The sequence below is a fragment of the Streptomyces sp. Tue6028 genome (genome assembly GCF_002300165.1).
Lineage (GTDB): Bacteria > Actinomycetota > Actinomycetes > Streptomycetales > Streptomycetaceae > Streptomyces > Streptomyces siamensis.
This window is the reverse complement of sequence record NZ_MLCE01000017.1, coordinates 89,859-106,956: the sequence shown is the minus strand read 5'-3', so window position 1 is coordinate 106,956 and position 17,098 is coordinate 89,859. Positions and strand designations below refer to the sequence as shown.

Sequence of the window (17,098 nt, the reverse complement as noted above, 5' to 3'; positions counted from 1 at the left end):
TTCCGGGGTGGGTCAGCCGGACAGCTTGTCCAGGTCGAGGATCCTGCCGGAGGGCTTCTGCGCGGGGACGGGCTTGTCGAAGTCGCTGAAGGTGACCGTGCCCGGGTCCTTGGCGGAGCTGCTGTCGACGCGCAGCACGTACGGCTTGCCCTCGGTGGCGACGTAGAGGGTGTAGCGGTCCTTGCCGTCCTTCTCGTGGAGGATGATCGCCGGGGTGCCGTCGACGGTGGTGGTCTTGCCGCGGGTGGCGTCGGAGTTCACGTCCTCCGCGCCGCCGAGGACGCTGTCGAGGTCGCAGAAGCCGGCGATGTCCTTGGCGTCGGAGCCGGTGGCGGCCATCTTGGTCCACTTGTCGGCGAGCAGTGCCACCACTCCGTCGGTCTCGGACTTGGACTGGCCCTCGCCCTGGGCGCGCAGGAACTTCTCGTCGTACTTCATGTAGATGGTGTCGCCGCTCTTGATGAGGTCGGCCTTGCCCTGGCCGTTCATGTTCATGGTGCCGGCGCACCGGCCCTTCTTGTCGAGGGCCATGTCGATGCGGATCGTGCCGCCGTCCTCGTCGTCGGGGATGTCGCCCTTCATGCGGAGCGAGGTGGCGCCTGTGGTGGCCTTGACGGCCCGGTCGGCGATCTCGCCGCCGGTGAGGCCGGCGAAGGGGCCCTTCGGCTTGCTGTCCGCCTTCGTCTCTCCGGGCAGGCAGCCGGTGAGGCCCGCGGTGGCCGCGGCGGCGAGGCAGAGGGCGGCAAGTGCGGTGCGACGCATGAGAGTTCCTTGGTGTGAGGTGTGAAGAGGTGTGGGGGGAGGGCGAGGACGGCGGCGGGCGGCTGGTGTCAGCCCGTCTTCTTCCAGTCCCCGCAGCCGGTGGTCTTGAAGTAGCTGTCGTTGGCGCTGATGGTGACGACGGCCGTGCCGGTGACGTTGTTGTTGGCCACGATCGAGTTCATGGAGTGCGTGGCGTCCTTGTCGCGCTCCCAGTAGCAGCCGTCGTCCTCGTTGCCGGTGGACTTGTAGGTGCCGGGGGCGATGTCCGCGCCGATGCGGAACATGCCGCCGTCGCCCTTGATCTGGGTGGCGGGTGAGCCGGACGGCTTGGCGGCGACGGCTTCCCAGTCGTTGCAGCTGCTGGTCTTGAAGAGCTTGTCGCCGGCCTTGATGGTCACGTAGCTGGTTCCGGTGACGTTGTCGTTGGCGATGAGGGAGTCCATTTCGCCCGAGGCGTCCTTGGCGCGCTCCCAGTAGCACATGCCGTCGTCGTTGCCGGTGGTGCGGTAGGTGCCGGGCTTGATGTCGGAGCCGACCTGGAAGTCTCCGTCGCCGTCGAAGGAGGCCTTCTTCTCGGCCTTCTTGTCGGCGTTCTTCGTCTTGTCGCTCGTTCTGCTGTCCGCCTTCTTGCCGGACTCGTGGTCGGCGGAGGCGGTGGTGTCCTTGCTCTTGTTGCTGGATTCGCTGTCGCTGTTGCTGTTGCCGGCGTTCGCCGACACGGCACCGATGACGACGATGCCGACCACGGCTCCCAGACCCACCTTGGCCTTGATGCCCATGACTGTGCCCTCCCCTGGCTGTGAACAGATCCCTCGAACGCACGGAGTTGCCGGCTCGTTCCGGCGGCTCGCCCGTTCGATGGGTCAATAAGAACAGAGTGTGTGAACCGAGTCAACACAGTTCACGAGAAAGGATGTGTACACGCCTGTGAAGGGGTAGATCTTGCGTACGCCGGTATGCTCGGCGTCACAGGCGAGGACGCTTCACGGACCAGAGCCGCGAAGACCGGGGCCGCATGGGTGCACAGGGCGAGGGGCCGCGTGGCCCGGGCGCGACAGACCAGAACGAGGGGAGCCGGCGGGTGCAGGACAACGCGACAGAGGTGACCGCTGCCGGGATCGCGCGGCTCGCCGGGGTCGGCCGCGCCGCCGTCAGCAACTGGCGGCGGCGCCACGCCGACTTCCCCAAGCCCGTCGGCGGCACCGAGACCAGCCCCTCCTTCGCGCTCGCCGAGGTCGAGGCGTGGCTGCGCGAGCAGGGCAAGCTCGCCGAGGTCCCGCTGCGCGAACGCGTCTGGCAGCAGCTCGCCGGACACCCGCAGGGCCCGGTCACCGCCCTCGTGCACGCCGGCTGCGTCCTGCTGCTCATCCACGACCGGCCCACCGACTGGCTGGAGCTGAGCGCGGGCTCCGACGAGCGCCTCGCCGCACTGCTGCCCGCCGCGCTCGACCAGGTCGTCACCCCCCGCTTCGGCGCGCCCCGCGACCGCGCCGTGCACACCCCGACCGGTCCCGAACTGCTGCCCTCGGCCCCGCTCCTGCGCGGTGCCGCCGAGCTCGCCGCCGAGCTGGGCGCGCGGCAGACGTACGAGTTCCTGCTGGGGCGGCACCTGGACGCCAACCCGCGCCAGTACACGCTCACTCCGGGCGACCTCGCCTCGCTGATGGCGGAGCTCGCGGGACCGGCGCGTACGGTGTTCGACCCCGCGTGCGGCACCGGCGCGCTCCTGCGGGCCGTGGCGCCGAGACCGGACCAGGAGCTGTACGGGCAGGACAGCGCACCCGAACTGGCGGCGCTGTCCGCGCTGAGGCTCGCCCTCCAGGGGAAGGCCGCCGTCCGCACCGCCTCCGGGGACAGCCTGCGCGCCGACGCGTATCCCGCGCTCAGGGCCGACGCCGTCCTGTGCCACCCGCCGTTCAACGAGCGCAACTGGGGGCACGACGAACTCGCCTACGACGCCCGCTGGGAGTACGGCTTCCCGGCCCGTACGGAGTCGGAACTGGCCTGGGTGCAGCACGCGCTGGCCCACCTCAAGGACGGCGGCAGCGCGGTGCTGCTGATGCCCCCGGCCGCGGCCTCCCGCCGCTCGGGCCGCCGTATCCGCGCCGACCTGCTGCGCCGCGGGGCGCTGCGCGCGGTGATCGCCCTGCCGGTCGGAGCGGCGCCGCCGTACAACATCCCGCTCCACGTGTGGGTGCTGCGCCGTCCCGAGAAGGCGCCCGCGCAGCCCGAGTTGCTGCTGGTGGACGTCGGCGCGTCGGCCGGCGACGGGCGGGCCGGCCTGGACTGGCAGGCCGTGCGGACGGCGGTGCTCGACGCGTGGCGGCCCTTCGAGCGCACCGGCAGCGTGCGGGAGGAGCCGGGATTCAGCCGCGCGGTACCCGTCATCGAACTCCTCGACGACGACGTCGACCTGGCGCCGGCCCGCCATCTGCCGCCCGCCGCCTCGGGCGGCGGCACCGAGCAGCTGGTCGGCGTGCGGGAACGGCTCGGTGAGACCCTGCGACTCACCGCCGACCTGACGCCCCCGAAGGCCCAGGGCGCCCAGCCCGCACGCTGGCCCCTCATCACCGTCGGCGAACTCGCCCGCGGGGGTGCGCTGGTGCTGCGTACGGGCGGTAACGGCGCGCCCGCGCGCGTGCCGGTGCTCACCGACCACGACGTGCTCGCCGGAACCGACCCGTCCGGGACGCTGCCGGAGGGCGAGGAGGAAGCCGTACTGGTCGAGGCGGGGGACGTCGTCGTGCCCGTGCTCGGCGGAGGGTCCGTCGCGCGCGTGGTGGACGAACGCACGGCGGGCGCCGCCCTGGGGCGCAACCTCACGCTCCTGCGGCCCGACCCGGCCGCGCTCGACCCGTGGTTCCTGGCCGGCTTCCTGCGCGGCACCGCCAACAACCGGCAGGCCAGCAGCTACGCGTCCACCGCGACCAGGCTGGACGTGCGCCGTCTCCAGCTGCCCAGGCTGCCGCTCGACGAGCAGCGCCGCTACGGCGAACGCTTCCGCGCGCTGGCCGAGTTCGAGGACGCGCTGCGGCGCGCGGGCCGGCTCGGCGAGCAGCTGGTGCGCGGCATGTACGACGGCCTGACGGACGGGACGGTCGCGCCGGACTGATGGCGCGGCGGACTGATGGCGCGCCGCACTGACGGCCCGTTGGATTCCGGCACGGGGAAGGCCAGGTCGGCGCACGCGGTGAGGCCGCTCCGCACAAGGGGTTTCATCGGCTCCGCGCGCGGTCCGGCCACCGCGGACGGGCGGTCCGGCGCGCAGCCGACGGTCGGTCCGGGCACGGCGGGCCGACGGAACGCGGACTTCCGTCGTGGCCTGCGCGGGTGTTGCGGGACGGCGCGATGTGATCAGCACGACAACGGTTCGGCGCAACCCTTAACCGCTTGTCCTTGTCGGCCTATACGCTCGGATCCGAACTCGTACGTCCGTCCTCATCAGGCCTCCAGGAGCAGCCATGCAAGGCCACGGCCAGGCGCAGCCGGTGAAATCACCACCCCCTACCGGGTGGCTGGTCTTCCTGCGCGTGTTCTTCGTGGTGATCTCCGTGTTCACCCTCGGCCTGCTGGCCTGGACGATGATGCTGCGCCTGGCGATCGTGACGCGGAAGTCGGTCGACTGGGGGCTGTTCGTCGCCTCCATCGCGGCTCTGGTCCTCAGCCTCGTCCTGCTGGGCACCGAGCCCGGCGAGGAGGTCCACACGCCGGGCGGCTGGACGGGCATGGCGCTGCTCCTCGGCTCGCTGGTCGCCGAGATCGCGTACTACCTGGCGGCGGACATACGCCACTTCCACCAGCTCCGCTTCCCGGGCTACGTACCGCACCAGCCCCCGCCGCAGGCGTACGGCTACCCGCAGTCCCCGTACACCGCGACGACGGTTCCGCAGACCCAGGGACCGCACACGCCGCCGCCGATGCCCCGGCCGACGCCGCCGCCCGCGACGACGGCGCCGCCCCAGCGGCACGCGCCCGCGCGGATCGACCAGGTGCGGGCGGAGCTCGACGAGCTCAGTGACTATCTGCGCAAGCACGACGGACATCAGGACGACGGCAGGGACGGCAGGGACCGGGGGTGAGCGTGGCGACAGGACGTGTGGTCGCGGACCGGTACGAGCTGTCCACGCTGATCGGGCAGGGCGGCATGGGCCAGGTGTGGACGGCCTACGACCAGCGTCTGGACCGGCGGGTGGCGGTGAAGCTCCTGCGGCCGGACAAGGTCGCGGGCCAGGAGGCCGACGAGCTGCGCCGCCGCTTCGTGCGCGAATGCCGGGTCACGGCGCAGGTCGACCACCCCGGTCTGGTCACGGTCCACGACGCGGGCAGCGAGGGCGAGGAGCTGTTCCTCGTCATGCAGTACGTCGACGGGGCCGACCTCTCCGACCACCTCGCCGAGCACGACCCCTACCCGTGGCAGTGGGCCGTCGCGGTCGCCGCGCAGCTGTGCGCCGTGCTGTCCGCGGTGCACGCCGTCCCGATCGTGCACCGCGACCTGAAGCCGCGGAACGTGATGGTCAAGCAGGACGGCACGGTCACCGTCCTCGACCTGGGCGTCGCGTCCGTCATGGACACCGACACCACGCGTCTGACGCACACCGGCTCACCCATCGGCAGCCCCGCCTACATGGCCCCCGAGCAGGCGATGGGCGGCGCCGTCGGCCCGTACACGGACCTGTACGCGCTGGGCGTGCTGCTGCACGAACTGCTCAGCGGGGACGTGCCGTTCTCGGGTTCGACGGCGCTCGGCGTGCTGCACCGGCACCTCTACGAGCCGCCGCTCCCGGTGCGCCGGCTGCGCCCCGAGGTGCCGCCCGCCCTGGAGAGCCTCGTGCTGCGGCTGCTGTCCAAGGACCCGCAGCACAGGCCGGGTTCGGCGCAGGAGACGTACGAGCAGCTGCTGCCGCTGCTGCCCGCGCGCGGTATGCCCACCGGCGCCCCGCTCGACCCCACCCGCCCCTTCCTGCGCCCGCACGCGCCATGGCCGGACCGGGCGCGCATCCCGGCGCCGCAGCCGCAGCCGCAGGCCCCGCCCGCCGTGGAGCGGGCCGATGTCGCGGGTGCCGTGGACGAGGTGAAGCGGCTGCTGGGCGAGGGGCGCATCACGCAGGCCGTGGACATCCTCGGGTCGATCCTGCCGGCCGCCGCCGCCGAGCACGGGGAGCACTCGCCCGTCGTGCGGACCCTGCGCAAGCAGTACGCGGCCACGCTGATGGACGACGGCCAGTACCGGCGGGCCCTGCCCGAGCTGCGCCGGCTCGCCGACGAGCGGGCCGCCGAGGCCGGCCAGGCCGACCCGCAGTCGCTGCGCTTCCGCTACGAGGCCGCGCAGTGCCTGGAGCAGCTCGGTGAACCCGCCGCGGCGCTCGCGGAGTACCGCGCCCTGCTGCCGTACTACGAGAACCAGTACGTCGCCGGGGACCCGGAGATCTCCCTGGAGGTGCGCCGCCGTATCGGCCACCTGCTGCTCGCCCTCGGCGACCGGGGCGCCGCCCACGACACGCTGGCGCGGCTGCTGCACGACGTGGAGCGGCTGCGCGGGTCCGGGCATCCGATGGTGGCGGAGATCCGCCGCACCTTGGAGTGGCTGGGCCAGGTCCGGGGCTGACACCGCACCGCACTCTTTGCGCCACCTTGGCCGAAGCTTGTGATGATCAAGGTGCCGGGTTTCCCGAACGGAGGGGCACGGCCGGACACGTTGCGATCCGTTTTCGTGCGCCACACGCGCCTGCGCCACACGCGCCTGCGCCACACGCGCCTGCGTGACATGCGCGTGCGGTCGGACGCGTGGGCCCGCCGCACGCGTGGCGCGCCGGACGAGAGGGTGACGTGCCGTCCGCGTGCCGCTCCGTCGCCCGTGCGCCGCGCGCGGTCCGTGCCGCGCGCACCCGTCATTCGAACCATGGGGTGGGAAATTCATGTCCAGCCATCGGCAGTCCAGGAAGCGCAGATACGTGGCATGGGCGGTGGCCGGCGCCGCCGTGGCCGCCGGGGCGGGGATCGCCGCGCAGACCTCGATGGCCGCCACCGCCTGGCCCGCGCAACGCACCTTCACCGGGCGCGCCTTCGACACCTGCGCCGCGCCCTCGCTGTCCGCGATGAAGGCGTGGCACACCGGCTGCTACGGCGCGGCCGCCGTCTACGTGGGCGGCAAGAACCGAGGATGCAGCCAGCCCGACCTCACCGCGTCCTGGGTCAAATCGGTCAGCACGATGGGCTGGAAACTCATCCCCCTGTACGTCGGCGCGCAGCCGTCCTGCCAGAGCGGGACGAGCCCCGAGAAGATCACCGCGTCCACCGCGGCGTCCCTCGGCGCCGCCGACGGCGCGGACGCCGTCGCCAAGGCGTCCGCCCTCGGCATGAAAGCCGGCAGTCCGGTCTACCTGGACATGGAGGCGTACGACACGACGAACAAGGCGTGCAACGACGCCGTGCTGACCTATGTGCGCGCCTTCGACAAGGCGCTGCACGCCAAGACGTACCGCACCGGCTTCTACGGCTTCCGCAGCTCCAGCGCCAAGGCGGTCGCCGAGGCGGGCGACCGCACGGACCTGCCGGGCAACCTCTGGTACGCGCTGTGGGACAAGCAGAACACCACGACCGCCGACTGGCCGTTCGCCGCCGACCGGTGGACGAACCACAGTCGCGCCCACCAGTACATGGTGAACAGCAAGGAGTCCCGCGGCGGTTACGCGATCACCGTGGACCGGGACGCGTGGGACGCGCCGGTGGCGATCACGGGCTGACGACCGTGTGACACGTGATGCCCGTGTGAGAGTGAGACGGTGCCCGAAGGCCGGGCGAATCGTTGGTCGAAAGGGTGGCCGAGAGCTGGGCCACTGCCTACCATCGATCACCGCAAGACTTTGTGCACCGTCGCACAATCTCCTCGGGAGGCTTCCTTGCACCGCCGCCGTCGCACCGCGCTCGTCCTCTCCGCCGCGATCGTCGCCGCGGCACCCCTCCTCACCGCGTGCGGTGGCGACGCGCATCCGGGCGCGGCCGCCGTCGTCGGCGGCCAGCGGATCACCGTCGCGCAGCTGGAGAGCCGGGTGAACGAGGTGCGCGACGCGCAGCGGGCCGCCACCCAGGACGACGCCCAGTACGAGCAGGCCGTCGCGAAGACCGGCAGCCTCACCCGCGACACCCTGCACAGCATGGTCCTCGACCGGGTCCTCGACCGTGCCGCGAAGAACGCGGGCGTGACCGTGACCCGCAAGGACACCCAGCAGATGCGCACGGCCCTCGAACAGCAGGCGGGCGGCGCGAAGGCCCTGGAGACGGCCTGGCTCCAGCAGTACGGGGTGGCGCCGCAGCGCCTGGAGGACAGCCTGCGCACCGAGATCGAGGCCCAGAAGCTGGCCTCCGCCCTCGGCGCCGACATGAACACCACCGAGGGCAAGGCCGCCTTCTGGAAGGCGATGTCGGCCGCCTCCAAGCAGCTCGACGTCGACCTGAACCCGCGCTACGGCGCCTGGGACGTCCAGAAGAGCAGCCGCGTCGACGCGAAGACGCCCTGGCTGCGCGAGGTCACCGCGGCGGGCACCCAGCAGACCGCGTAGCGGCCCGCCGGCCCGGACGCGCCGGTGCCGGGCCGGGCCGCGGGGCCCGGAGATGGTGGCGCCGGGCACCCCGGACGGCCCGGCCGTACGGTTCGGCCGGACGGCTCGCGAACGCCGGCCGTACGGCCGCCCACAGCCTGTGGACAACTGTCCGGGCCGTCGGCGGCGTGGGTTACGTTCGAGGGGTGAACGCAACCAGCAGCTTCGACGGCGCCCCGACCGCTCCCGGCCCCGAAGGCGACCCGGCCGCCGCCGACGGCCCGACCGCCCCCGACCCGGGCCGTGTCGTCCTGCTCACCACCAGCCACCGGGTGGCGCCCGGCCTGCTCTCCTGGCCCGCCTGGCAGGTGCTGCGCGACGCCGACCAGGTCGTGTGCGCCGACGGCACGCATCCCCAGCTGCCGTATCTGCGCGACGCCGGCGTCACCGTCGATGAAGGAGCCCCGACCGCGCAGGACCTCGTCGACGCCTGCGCCGGCGGCCGCACCGTGGTCGTCGTCGCCACCGGCGAGGGGGAGCCGCGGCTCACCGACGGCCTGGCCCGGCTGGCCGGCTCCGGCCGCATACGGATGCCGGACCTGGAGCTGCTGCCCGCCTCGTACGATCTGCCGGGCGCGCGGCTGCTCGACCTCGTCCAGGTCATGGACCGCATCCGTGCCGAGTGCCCCTGGTCGTCCCGGCAGACCCACGAGGGCCTCGCCAAGTACGGCATCGAGGAGGCGTACGAACTCGTCGAGGCGATCGAGGCGGGTGACCGCGACGAGCTGCGCGAGGAGCTCGGCGACGTCCTCCTCCAGGTCGTCTTCCACGCCCGTATCGCGCAGGAGGGCCGGCCGGAGGACGGCTCCGAGCCCTTCTCCATCGACGACGTGGCCGGCGGCATCGTCGCCAAGCTGATCCACCGTCATCCGCACGTGTTCGGCGAGGAGACGGCCACGACGCCGGAGGAGGTCAAGGAGCACTGGCTGCGCACGAAGGCGGTGGAGAAGCAGCGGTCGTCCGTGACCGAGGGGGTGCCCCTGGGTCAGCCCGGGCTGGCGCTGGCCACGAAGCTGGTCTCCAGGGTGCGCACGGCGGGCCTCGACGTCGAGCTGCCGCGCGGCGAGGGCGTGGGGTACGAGCTGCTGGCCGTCGCCGCGCGCGCCGAGGCCGAGGGAGTCGACCCGGAGGCGGCGCTGCGGGCGGCGGCACGCGCCTACCGCGACGCGATCCGCACGGCCGAGGGCTCCGCCCCCGACGCCGACTGACCCACCGGCGCGCACCGGGCCGCGGCCATGTCTGCGTCGCGGTCACATCCGCCGGACCACCGGCCCGCGGTCGCATACGGCCAGCGGTCCCATCCGGGCCGCGGTCACGTCCCGGCCGGGGCACGACGGGCCGGGGTCACGTCCCGGCCGGGGCACGTCCGGATCGAAGTCGCGTGCCAGCGGGGCACGTAGGGATCCGAGTCACGTCCGGGCCGGGGCACGACGGGCCGGGGTCACGTCCCGGCCGGGGCACGTCCGGATCGAAGTCGCGTGCCGGCGGGGCACGTAGGGATCCGAGTCACGTCCCGTTGGGGGCACGTCCGGGTCGCGGTCACGTCCCGGCCGGGGCACGCCGTGCCGGGGTCACGTCCCGGCCGGGGCACGTCCGCATCGGAGTCACGTCCGGGCCGTGCGGCCCGACGGGTTGTGCCAGCTCGGCCGTGGGCGGCCGAGCAGCCACTCCGCGGCGCCCAGGGGCCGGGGCTGCCCGGCCGGCCCCGGTACGTCGTGGAAGATCCGCTCCAGTGGCGTGCCGAGGGCGGGAAGGGTCTCGCAGACCTCCTCGACGAGCTCGGGAGGACCGGCCAGATAGACGTCGTGCCGGGCCCAGCCGGCCCGGTTGCCCAGCGCGGTCAGGAGGCGTTCGGTCGCCTGTGTCCGCGGGCGGCCGGGCGCGGGCGTGATGAAGGTGACGGCGAGCCGGGGCAGCCGGTGCCGTAACCGCTCCACGGCTTCACGGCCGTACAGGTGCTCGATGTCGCGGGCGACCAGGAACAGCCGGGCCTCGTGCGACGCGTCGAGCTGCTCCAGCAGCGCCTTCACGGGAGCCCAGCCCGTGCCGGCCGCGATGAGGGTGACGGGCCGCTCCACGGAGCTGCGTAGGGTCAGCTCGCCGCCGGGCGCGCTCAGCCGCAGGACGTCGCCCTCCCGGGTCTGCCGGACGAGGGCGGTGGACAGCACCCCGTCCTCGACCCGGCTGACGTGCAGATCCACCGTGTGGTCGGGGCGGGGCGCGTTGGCCAGCGAGTAGGGCCGCCAGACGCCCGGCAGATGAGGGACGTTGACGCCGACGTACTGGCCGGGGGAGTAGGGCAGTGGCCGTCGCGGCCGCAGGGTGAGGACGACGAGGTCGTCGCCGTGCCGCGTCCTCGCGGTCACCTCGGCGTCCCACCAGGGCGGTTCACCGCGGTGCTGCGCCTCCCACGCGCCCTGGAGCATCAGGTCCGAGATCGCCTCGTACGCCTCGCACCAGGCCTTCTCGACCTCCGCGTTCCATGCCGAGCCCGCGACGGCGGCGAACGCGGCGACCAGGCTCGCTCCGACGGCCGCGTAATGCTCGGGCTCGGCGAGGTACTTGCGGTGGTCACGGCCGAGTTCCCGCAGATAGTCGGGCAGTCCCGGGTCCTCCAGCCGCTCCGTCACATGGGTGAGCGCCGCGAACAGCCGGTCCCGCTGCCGCTCCATGTCCCGCGGGAGGTCCAGCGGGAACAGCGCGCGAAGGTCCGGACGATGGCGGAACAGATGGGAGTAGAAGTACTTGACCGCGAACTCGGCGCGCCTCTCGACGACCGCGAAGCTGGATCGGAGTATCTCGGGGTCCACCGCGCGAATGTATGGACTCGTCGAGCCGCGTGGTCAAACAGCAGGCGATTTACGGACAGTCCGGATGAAGGGAACGCGGCACCCCGCCGGCCCGGTGGGAACGGCTCCCTGTCGGGTACGCGCGGCGCCCGAGCGAGGCGCACGCGGGCCCCGGCCGGTCGGCCCCGGCCTTGCGGTCGGCTCGGTGGGAATGGTTCCCCGTCGGGTGCGCGCGGCGCCCGCGCGAGGCGCACGCGGGCCCCGGCCGGCCGCCCCCGGCCTTGCGGTCGGCTCGGTGGGAATGGTTCCCCGTCGGGTGCGCGCGGCGCCCGAGTCCGGTGCAGGCGGGGCCCCGGAGGGCCGCCCCCGGCCTTGCTGCCGGCCCGGTGGGAATGGTTCCCCGTCGGGTACGCGCGGCCTCCTGGCCCGGTGCAGGTGGGGCCCCGGCCGGCCGGCCCCGGCCGTGCCGCGGCGGCGGAGGACCCGGACCGTGCGCGGGACGCGAGCCGTCCGCTGTCGCGGGAGCGTGCGCGCGGCCGGTGCGTGCCACGACGGCCGCCCCCGCCGCCGGTCGGTCCCGGCACCTCCGGGCGCTGCGGATACCGTCGGGGAGTGACCGAGCCCCACGCCTCCGCCAGCCCCGCCCCCGAACTCTTCACCTGGGAGTTCGCGACCGACCCCTATCCGGCGTACGCCTGGCTCCGGGAGCACGCCCCGGTGCACCGGACCCGGCTGCCCAGCGGCGTGGAGGCCTGGCTCGTCACCCGGTACGCGGACGCCCGGCAGGCGCTCGCCGACCAGCGGCTGTCCAAGAACCCCGCCCATCACGACGAACCCGCCCACGCCAAGGGGAAGACGGGCATCCCCGGCGAGCGCAAGGCCGAGCTGATGACCCATCTGCTGAACATCGACCCGCCGGACCACACCCGGCTGCGGCGGCTGGTCAGCAAGGCGTTCACCCCGCGCAGGGTGGCCGAGTTCACGCCGCGCGTGCAGGAACTGACCGACCGGCTGATCGACCGGTTCGCGGCCGAGGGCTCCGCGGACCTCATCCACGACTTCGCGTTCCCGCTGCCCATCTACGCCATCTGCGACCTGCTCGGCGTCCCCCGCGAGGACCAGGACGACTTCCGGGACTGGGCGGGCATGATGATCCGGCACGGCGGGGGGCCGAGGGGCGGGGTGGCGCGGTCCGTCAAGAAGATGCGCGGCTATCTGGCCGACCTCATCCATCGCAAGCGGGAGGCGCTGCCCGACCATCCCGCACCCGGCGAGGACCTCATCTCCGGACTCATCCGCGCCTCCGACCACGGCGAGCACCTCACCGAGAACGAGGCCGCCGCGATGGCGTTCATCCTGCTCTTCGCGGGATTCGAGACTACGGTCAACCTCATCGGCAACGGCACCTACGCCCTCCTCACCCACCCCGGGCAGCGGGCCCGCCTCCAGGCCTCCCTCGCCGCGGGGGAGAGGGGACTGCTCGAGACCGGGGTCGAGGAACTCCTGCGCTACGACGGGCCGGTCGAACTCGCCACCTGGCGGTTCGCCACGGAGCCCGTGCGGATCGGCGGGCAGGACATCGCGCCCGGCGACCCCGTCCTCGTCGTCCTGGCGGCTGCGGACCGTGACCCCGCACGGTTCGAACAGCCGGACACGCTCGACCTGTCCCGGCGTGACAACCAGCACCTCGGGTACGGCCACGGCCTTCACTACTGTCTCGGCGCGCCGCTCGCCCGTCTGGAGGGGCAGACCGCGCTCGCCACGCTCCTCACCCGCCTGCCCGATCTGCAACTCGCGGGGGATCCGGCCGATTTGCGCTGGCGCGGCGGCCTCATTATGCGTGGATTGCGCACGCTTCCGGTGGAGTTCACGCCGATCAGGTAGGCATGCCGCGGAACGGCGTCCCGGCGGCCGGTGGATGACGGACCGTCACATCTGTGATCTTCACGTGATCTGCGCTGCATCGACTTGTGACAAGCGTTCGAGTACGGATACGTTCACCCAGCAACGCGGCCCATCTGTCGCTGTAGCCGCTGTAGTCACCTGCTGTCACGCGAAAGGCTTCCGCATGCTCTCCGGGAACGGCCGTCACCGTCGCCCCCGTCAGGCCCCGGCCCTCATCGTCGCCGCAGGAGTGACCGGATCGGCCATCGCGATCCCGTTGCTCGGCGCCACCAGTGCGAGCGCCGCCGACGGCACCACGTGGGACCGGGTCGCGGAGTGTGAGAGCGGCGGCGCCTGGAGCGCCGACAACGGCAACGGGTACTACGGCGGCCTCCAGTTGACCCAGGACAACTGGGAGAGGTACGGCGGTCTCGCCTACGCCCCGAGCGCCGACCAGGCCAGCCGTTCGCAGCAGATAGCCATCGCCGAGAAGGTCCTCGACGGTGAGGGGCTCACCGCCTGGCCGACGTGCGGGCCGCTCTCCGGGCTCAGCAAGAACTCCGGTGACGTCGAGGTCGACACGGGCCTGGGCGACGACTCCTCGAACGAGGGTGATTCTTCGGACGCGTCCGGTTCATCCTCTTCATCTGATTCTTCCGACTCCTCGTTCTCGTCCGGTTCATCCTCCCTGACCGACACTTCGCGCGAAGGCGGGAACTCCACCAAGTCCGACACCTCGCCCGACGAGGACTCCCAGGACTCGGACCGCTCGGACCGGGCGACGCCGAAGAGCGATGAATCGGACAAGTCGGGCCGGAGCGACGAGTCTTCGGAGGCGTCCGAGGGCGGCACGGCCGGAGCCGGCCGCCACCGCGGCGACAGCGCCGACGAGGACGCGACGGAGGGCGCGGGCGACACCCGCAAGGACGGCGCTCCGGGGCGGCACGCCTCCCGCGGCTCGGGCCCCTCGCGTGAATCCGCCGACGGCTCCTACACCGTGCGCGACGGCGACAGCCTCTCGACGATCGCCGACGCCCTCGACCTGCCGGGCGGATGGTCCGGGCTGTACGACGCGAACAAGAAGACGGTCGGTGCCGACCCCGACCTCATCCTTCCCGGTCAGAGCCTTGCAGTTGATGCTGAATCGGGCGAAAAGTAGCGGGAGTTCGCGTCACGGTTCGCCGTGGAATGTCCGGTTTGGTGCGAGTGAGAGATGAGTCTCAGAGGCCCTGATCGTCTTTGGAATTCCGTCGATCGCATGCCTACGGTCGTGATCGCTCGCCACAGCGGGCCCCGACGGTCGCAACGCCGAATCCTGCCGACGGCCGTACGGGAACAGTCGACGCGTCAAGCGCCGTGGGCAGGAGCGGGGGACCCAAGGTAAGTGCCGCGAACGGTTGTTGGACCGGGAGCGGCTAGGGGTGGAGCCGAGCGCTGGAGCGCACGGCCGGGCACTCACCCGCCCGAACCCGACAGCTCACCTCGCAGGCGTCGGTGAGGGGATCCTCCATGCTGTTTTCCGACAAGGGCAAGCACCGTCGTCCGTCCAAGGCCGCACGTGTCGCCGCCCTCGCCGGTGTCACCGGTGTCGCCATCGCCGCTCCGCTGATGGCCGCCGGCAACGCCTCCGCCGCCACCGCGTCCGAGTGGGACGCCGTCGCCCAGTGCGAGGCCGGCGGCAATTGGGCCATCAACACCGGCAACGGCTACTACGGCGGCCTGCAGTTCGCGGCCTCCACCTGGGCCGCGTACGGCGGCACCGCCTACGCCTCCACCGCCGACAAGGCCTCCAAGGCCCAGCAGATAGCCGTCGGCGAGAAGGTCCTCGCCGCGCAGGGCAAGGGTGCCTGGCCGACCTGCGGCACGGGCCTGTCGAGCGCCACGTACAACGGCGGCACCGCCGACTCCGCGTCGAGCGCCCCGAGCACCACCACCCGTACGACGGAGCAGCCCGCCTCGCGTTCCGCCGAGCGCCCGGCCGCCGAGAAGACCGTCACCACCCCGACCGGCAAGAAGGTCAAGAAGGGTGACGGCGAGTACAAGGTCGTCAAGGGCGACACTCTCAGCTCCATCGCCGAGAAGAAGCACGTCAAGGGTGGCTGGCAGCAGCTGTTCAAGCTGAACAAGGGCATCGTCGACGACGCCGACTTCATCTTCCCGGGCCAGCAGCTGCACCTCGGCTGACCGGCCCTCGCGCGGCGGCCGCGCCCCCCACCGGCCTCCGTGCGTCCGTCCGCGTCCGCAGCCCCCACCTGCGTCCGCGCCCCCACCGGCCGTGTGCGGTCCGGACCGGCGTCCACGCCGTCCGGCCCGGCCCCACACCGCCGGCCGCGGTCCGGCACCGGTCCTCGAAAGGCCTCAGCCGGTCCATGGCTCTCCCATAGAAGAGGTCTCCGCACCGGAGGCCTCGTGAGGGTCTCCCCGTCCCCACGGGCTCCCCGCCCCGGCACGTGTTCCCCCGCACGCGTCGGGGCGGGGCTTTTCGTGCGGGGCGGTATTCATGTACGGGGCAGGTTTTTGTTCCGTTCGGAAACAATTTACGCTCGGTTCTGCTCAAGGGGTGGTCGTCAGGCTGGCCGATCCCCCCGAGGCGGTTAGGCTCATGTCGCGAAGCCGTCCCAGGCTCCGCGCCGTGCCGGGCCCGGTGTCCGGCGTACCCGCGTCACATCCCAGAAGGAGATGCTCGTGCCGTCCATCGACGTCGTCGTAGCCCGGGAAATCCTGGACTCCCGAGGCAACCCCACGGTCGAGGTCGAGGTCGGCCTCGACGACGGCAGCACCGGTCGTGCCGCCGTCCCGTCCGGCGCCTCCACCGGTGCCTTCGAGGCCATCGAGCTCCGCGACGGTGACCCCAACCGCTACCAGGGCAAGGGTGTCGAGAAGGCCGTCCTCGCCGTCATCGAGCAGATCGGCCCGGAGCTCGTCGGCTACGACGCCACCGAGCAGCGCCTGATCGACCAGGCGATGTTCGACCTGGACGCCACCGACAACAAGGGCTCGCTCGGCGCCAACGCCATCCTCGGCGTCTCGCTCGCCGTCGCGCACGCCGCCTCCGAGGCGTCCGACCTCCCCCTCTTCCGCTACCTGGGCGGCCCGAACGCGCACCTGCTGCCCGTTCCGATGATGAACATCCTGAACGGCGGCTCGCACGCCGACTCCAACGTGGACATCCAGGAGTTCATGATCGCCCCGATCGGCGCGGAGTCCTTCTCCGAGGCCCTGCGCTGGGGTGCCGAGGTCTACCACACCCTCAAGAAGGTGCTGAAGACCAAGGGCCTGTCCACCGGCCTCGGCGACGAGGGCGGCTTCGCCCCGAACCTGGAGTCGAACCGCGCCGCGCTCGACCTCATCCTCGAGGCCATCAAGCAGGCTGGTTACATCCCGGGTGAGCAGATCGCGCTCGCGCTCGACGTCGCCGCGTCCGAGTTCTACAAGGACGGCAAGTACGAGTTCGAGGGCAAGTCCCGCTCGGCCGCCGAGATGACCGAGTACTACGAGGAGCTCGTCTCCGCGTACCCGCTGGTCTCCATCGAGGACCCGCTGTACGAGGACGACTGGGCCGGCTGGAACGTCATCACCGAGAAGCTGGGCGACAAGGTCCAGATCGTCGGCGACGACCTCTTCGTCACCAACCCGGAGCGCCTGGCCCGCGGCATCGAGGAGGGCTCCGCCAACGCCCTGCTCGTCAAGGTCAACCAGATCGGCTCGCTGACCGAGACCCTGGACGCCGTCGAGATGGCCCAGCGCAACGGCTTCAAGTGCATGATGTCCCACCGCTCCGGCGAGACCGAGGACGTCACGATCGCCGACCTCGCGGTCGCCGTGAACTGCGGTCAGATCAAGACCGGCGCCCCGGCCCGCTCGGACCGCGTCGCCAAGTACAACCAGCTGCTGCGCATCGAGGAGATCCTCGACGACGCCGCGGTGTACGCCGGCCGCAGCGCCTTCCCCCGCTTCAAGGGCTGAGTCGCACTGGCTTAGGAAGCGTCGTACGTACGTCCCCGTACTCGGTCCCGTACCGTGTGCGGGGACGTACGCACGTGACGGGCCGGCGGACGCGCAAGC

General features: G+C 72.2%; 13 protein-coding genes and 1 riboswitch. Of the genes, 10 read left to right on the top strand and 3 right to left on the bottom strand.

Translation table 11 applies throughout. The annotated features are described in order from the left end of the window. Positions 1 to 12: 12 nt before the first annotated feature. Positions 13 to 762: a hypothetical protein gene (locus BKI49_RS15380; protein ID WP_095934840.1), complete on the bottom strand. Its 750-nt coding sequence runs from the start codon at positions 760 to 762 to the stop codon at positions 13 to 15. A 68-nt stretch (positions 763 to 830) separates the two neighbouring features. Beyond that, complete coding sequence (locus BKI49_RS15375; protein WP_095934839.1) at positions 831 to 1,541, bottom strand: hypothetical protein; 711 nt, start codon at positions 1,539 to 1,541, stop codon at positions 831 to 833. A gap of 302 nt (positions 1,542 to 1,843) precedes the next feature. Between BKI49_RS15375 and BKI49_RS15370 the strand changes: the two genes are divergently transcribed. The 6 genes from BKI49_RS15370 to BKI49_RS15345 all read left to right on the top strand — a co-directional run bounded on the left by BKI49_RS15370 (position 1,844) and on the right by BKI49_RS15345 (position 9,568). Continuing rightward, positions 1,844 to 3,874 (top strand): N-6 DNA methylase, encoded by a 2,031-nt coding sequence (locus BKI49_RS15370; protein WP_095934838.1) that lies wholly within the window; start codon positions 1,844 to 1,846, stop codon positions 3,872 to 3,874. 349 nt (positions 3,875 to 4,223) lie between these two features. Continuing rightward, complete coding sequence (locus BKI49_RS15365; RefSeq protein WP_095934837.1) at positions 4,224 to 4,841, top strand: hypothetical protein; 618 nt, start codon at positions 4,224 to 4,226, stop codon at positions 4,839 to 4,841. A gap of 38 nt (positions 4,842 to 4,879) precedes the next feature. Continuing rightward, on the top strand, positions 4,880 to 6,367 hold the full coding sequence (locus BKI49_RS15360; RefSeq protein ID WP_306453554.1) for a serine/threonine-protein kinase: 1,488 nt from the start codon (positions 4,880 to 4,882) through the stop codon (positions 6,365 to 6,367). A gap of 310 nt (positions 6,368 to 6,677) precedes the next feature. Beyond that, entirely contained in the window at positions 6,678 to 7,505 is an 828-nt protein-coding gene (locus BKI49_RS15355; protein WP_095934835.1) for a glycoside hydrolase domain-containing protein, read from the top strand. Between the two features lie 156 nt (positions 7,506 to 7,661). Beyond that, a complete protein-coding gene (locus tag BKI49_RS15350; protein WP_095934834.1) occupies positions 7,662 to 8,321 on the top strand; it encodes a SurA N-terminal domain-containing protein in 660 nt (219 codons plus the stop codon). Positions 8,322 to 8,506: 185 nt separating this feature from the next. Then, complete coding sequence (locus tag BKI49_RS15345; RefSeq protein WP_095934833.1) at positions 8,507 to 9,568, top strand: nucleoside triphosphate pyrophosphohydrolase; 1,062 nt, start codon at positions 8,507 to 8,509, stop codon at positions 9,566 to 9,568. A gap of 396 nt (positions 9,569 to 9,964) precedes the next feature. Here the strand turns inward: BKI49_RS15345 and BKI49_RS15340 are convergent, their stop codons facing one another. Then, complete coding sequence (locus BKI49_RS15340) at positions 9,965 to 11,170, bottom strand: globin domain-containing protein (protein ID WP_095934832.1); 1,206 nt, start codon at positions 11,168 to 11,170, stop codon at positions 9,965 to 9,967. A gap of 591 nt (positions 11,171 to 11,761) precedes the next feature. Between BKI49_RS15340 and BKI49_RS15335 the strand changes: the two genes are divergently transcribed. From BKI49_RS15335 to eno, 4 genes are all read left to right on the top strand, one after another. After that, positions 11,762 to 13,033 carry a cytochrome P450 family protein gene (locus BKI49_RS15335; protein ID WP_095934831.1) on the top strand — a complete coding sequence of 424 codons (1,272 nt, stop codon included), beginning with the start codon at positions 11,762 to 11,764 and terminating at the stop codon, positions 13,031 to 13,033. 184 nt (positions 13,034 to 13,217) lie between these two features. After that, positions 13,218 to 14,192: a LysM peptidoglycan-binding domain-containing protein gene (locus BKI49_RS15330; protein ID WP_095934830.1), complete on the top strand. Its 975-nt coding sequence runs from the start codon at positions 13,218 to 13,220 to the stop codon at positions 14,190 to 14,192. 183 nt (positions 14,193 to 14,375) lie between these two features. Further along, positions 14,376 to 14,539: riboswitch (cyclic di-AMP (ydaO/yuaA leader) on the top strand. A 3-nt stretch (positions 14,540 to 14,542) separates the two neighbouring features. Further along, the gene (locus BKI49_RS15325; protein ID WP_095934829.1) at positions 14,543 to 15,217 is read left to right on the top strand and encodes a LysM peptidoglycan-binding domain-containing protein; all 675 of its coding nucleotides are present in this window, start codon (positions 14,543 to 14,545) and stop codon (positions 15,215 to 15,217) included. Between the two features lie 495 nt (positions 15,218 to 15,712). Continuing rightward, positions 15,713 to 16,999: a phosphopyruvate hydratase gene (gene eno / locus BKI49_RS15320; protein WP_028803896.1), complete on the top strand. Its 1,287-nt coding sequence runs from the start codon at positions 15,713 to 15,715 to the stop codon at positions 16,997 to 16,999. Positions 17,000 to 17,098: the final 99 nt, after the last annotated feature.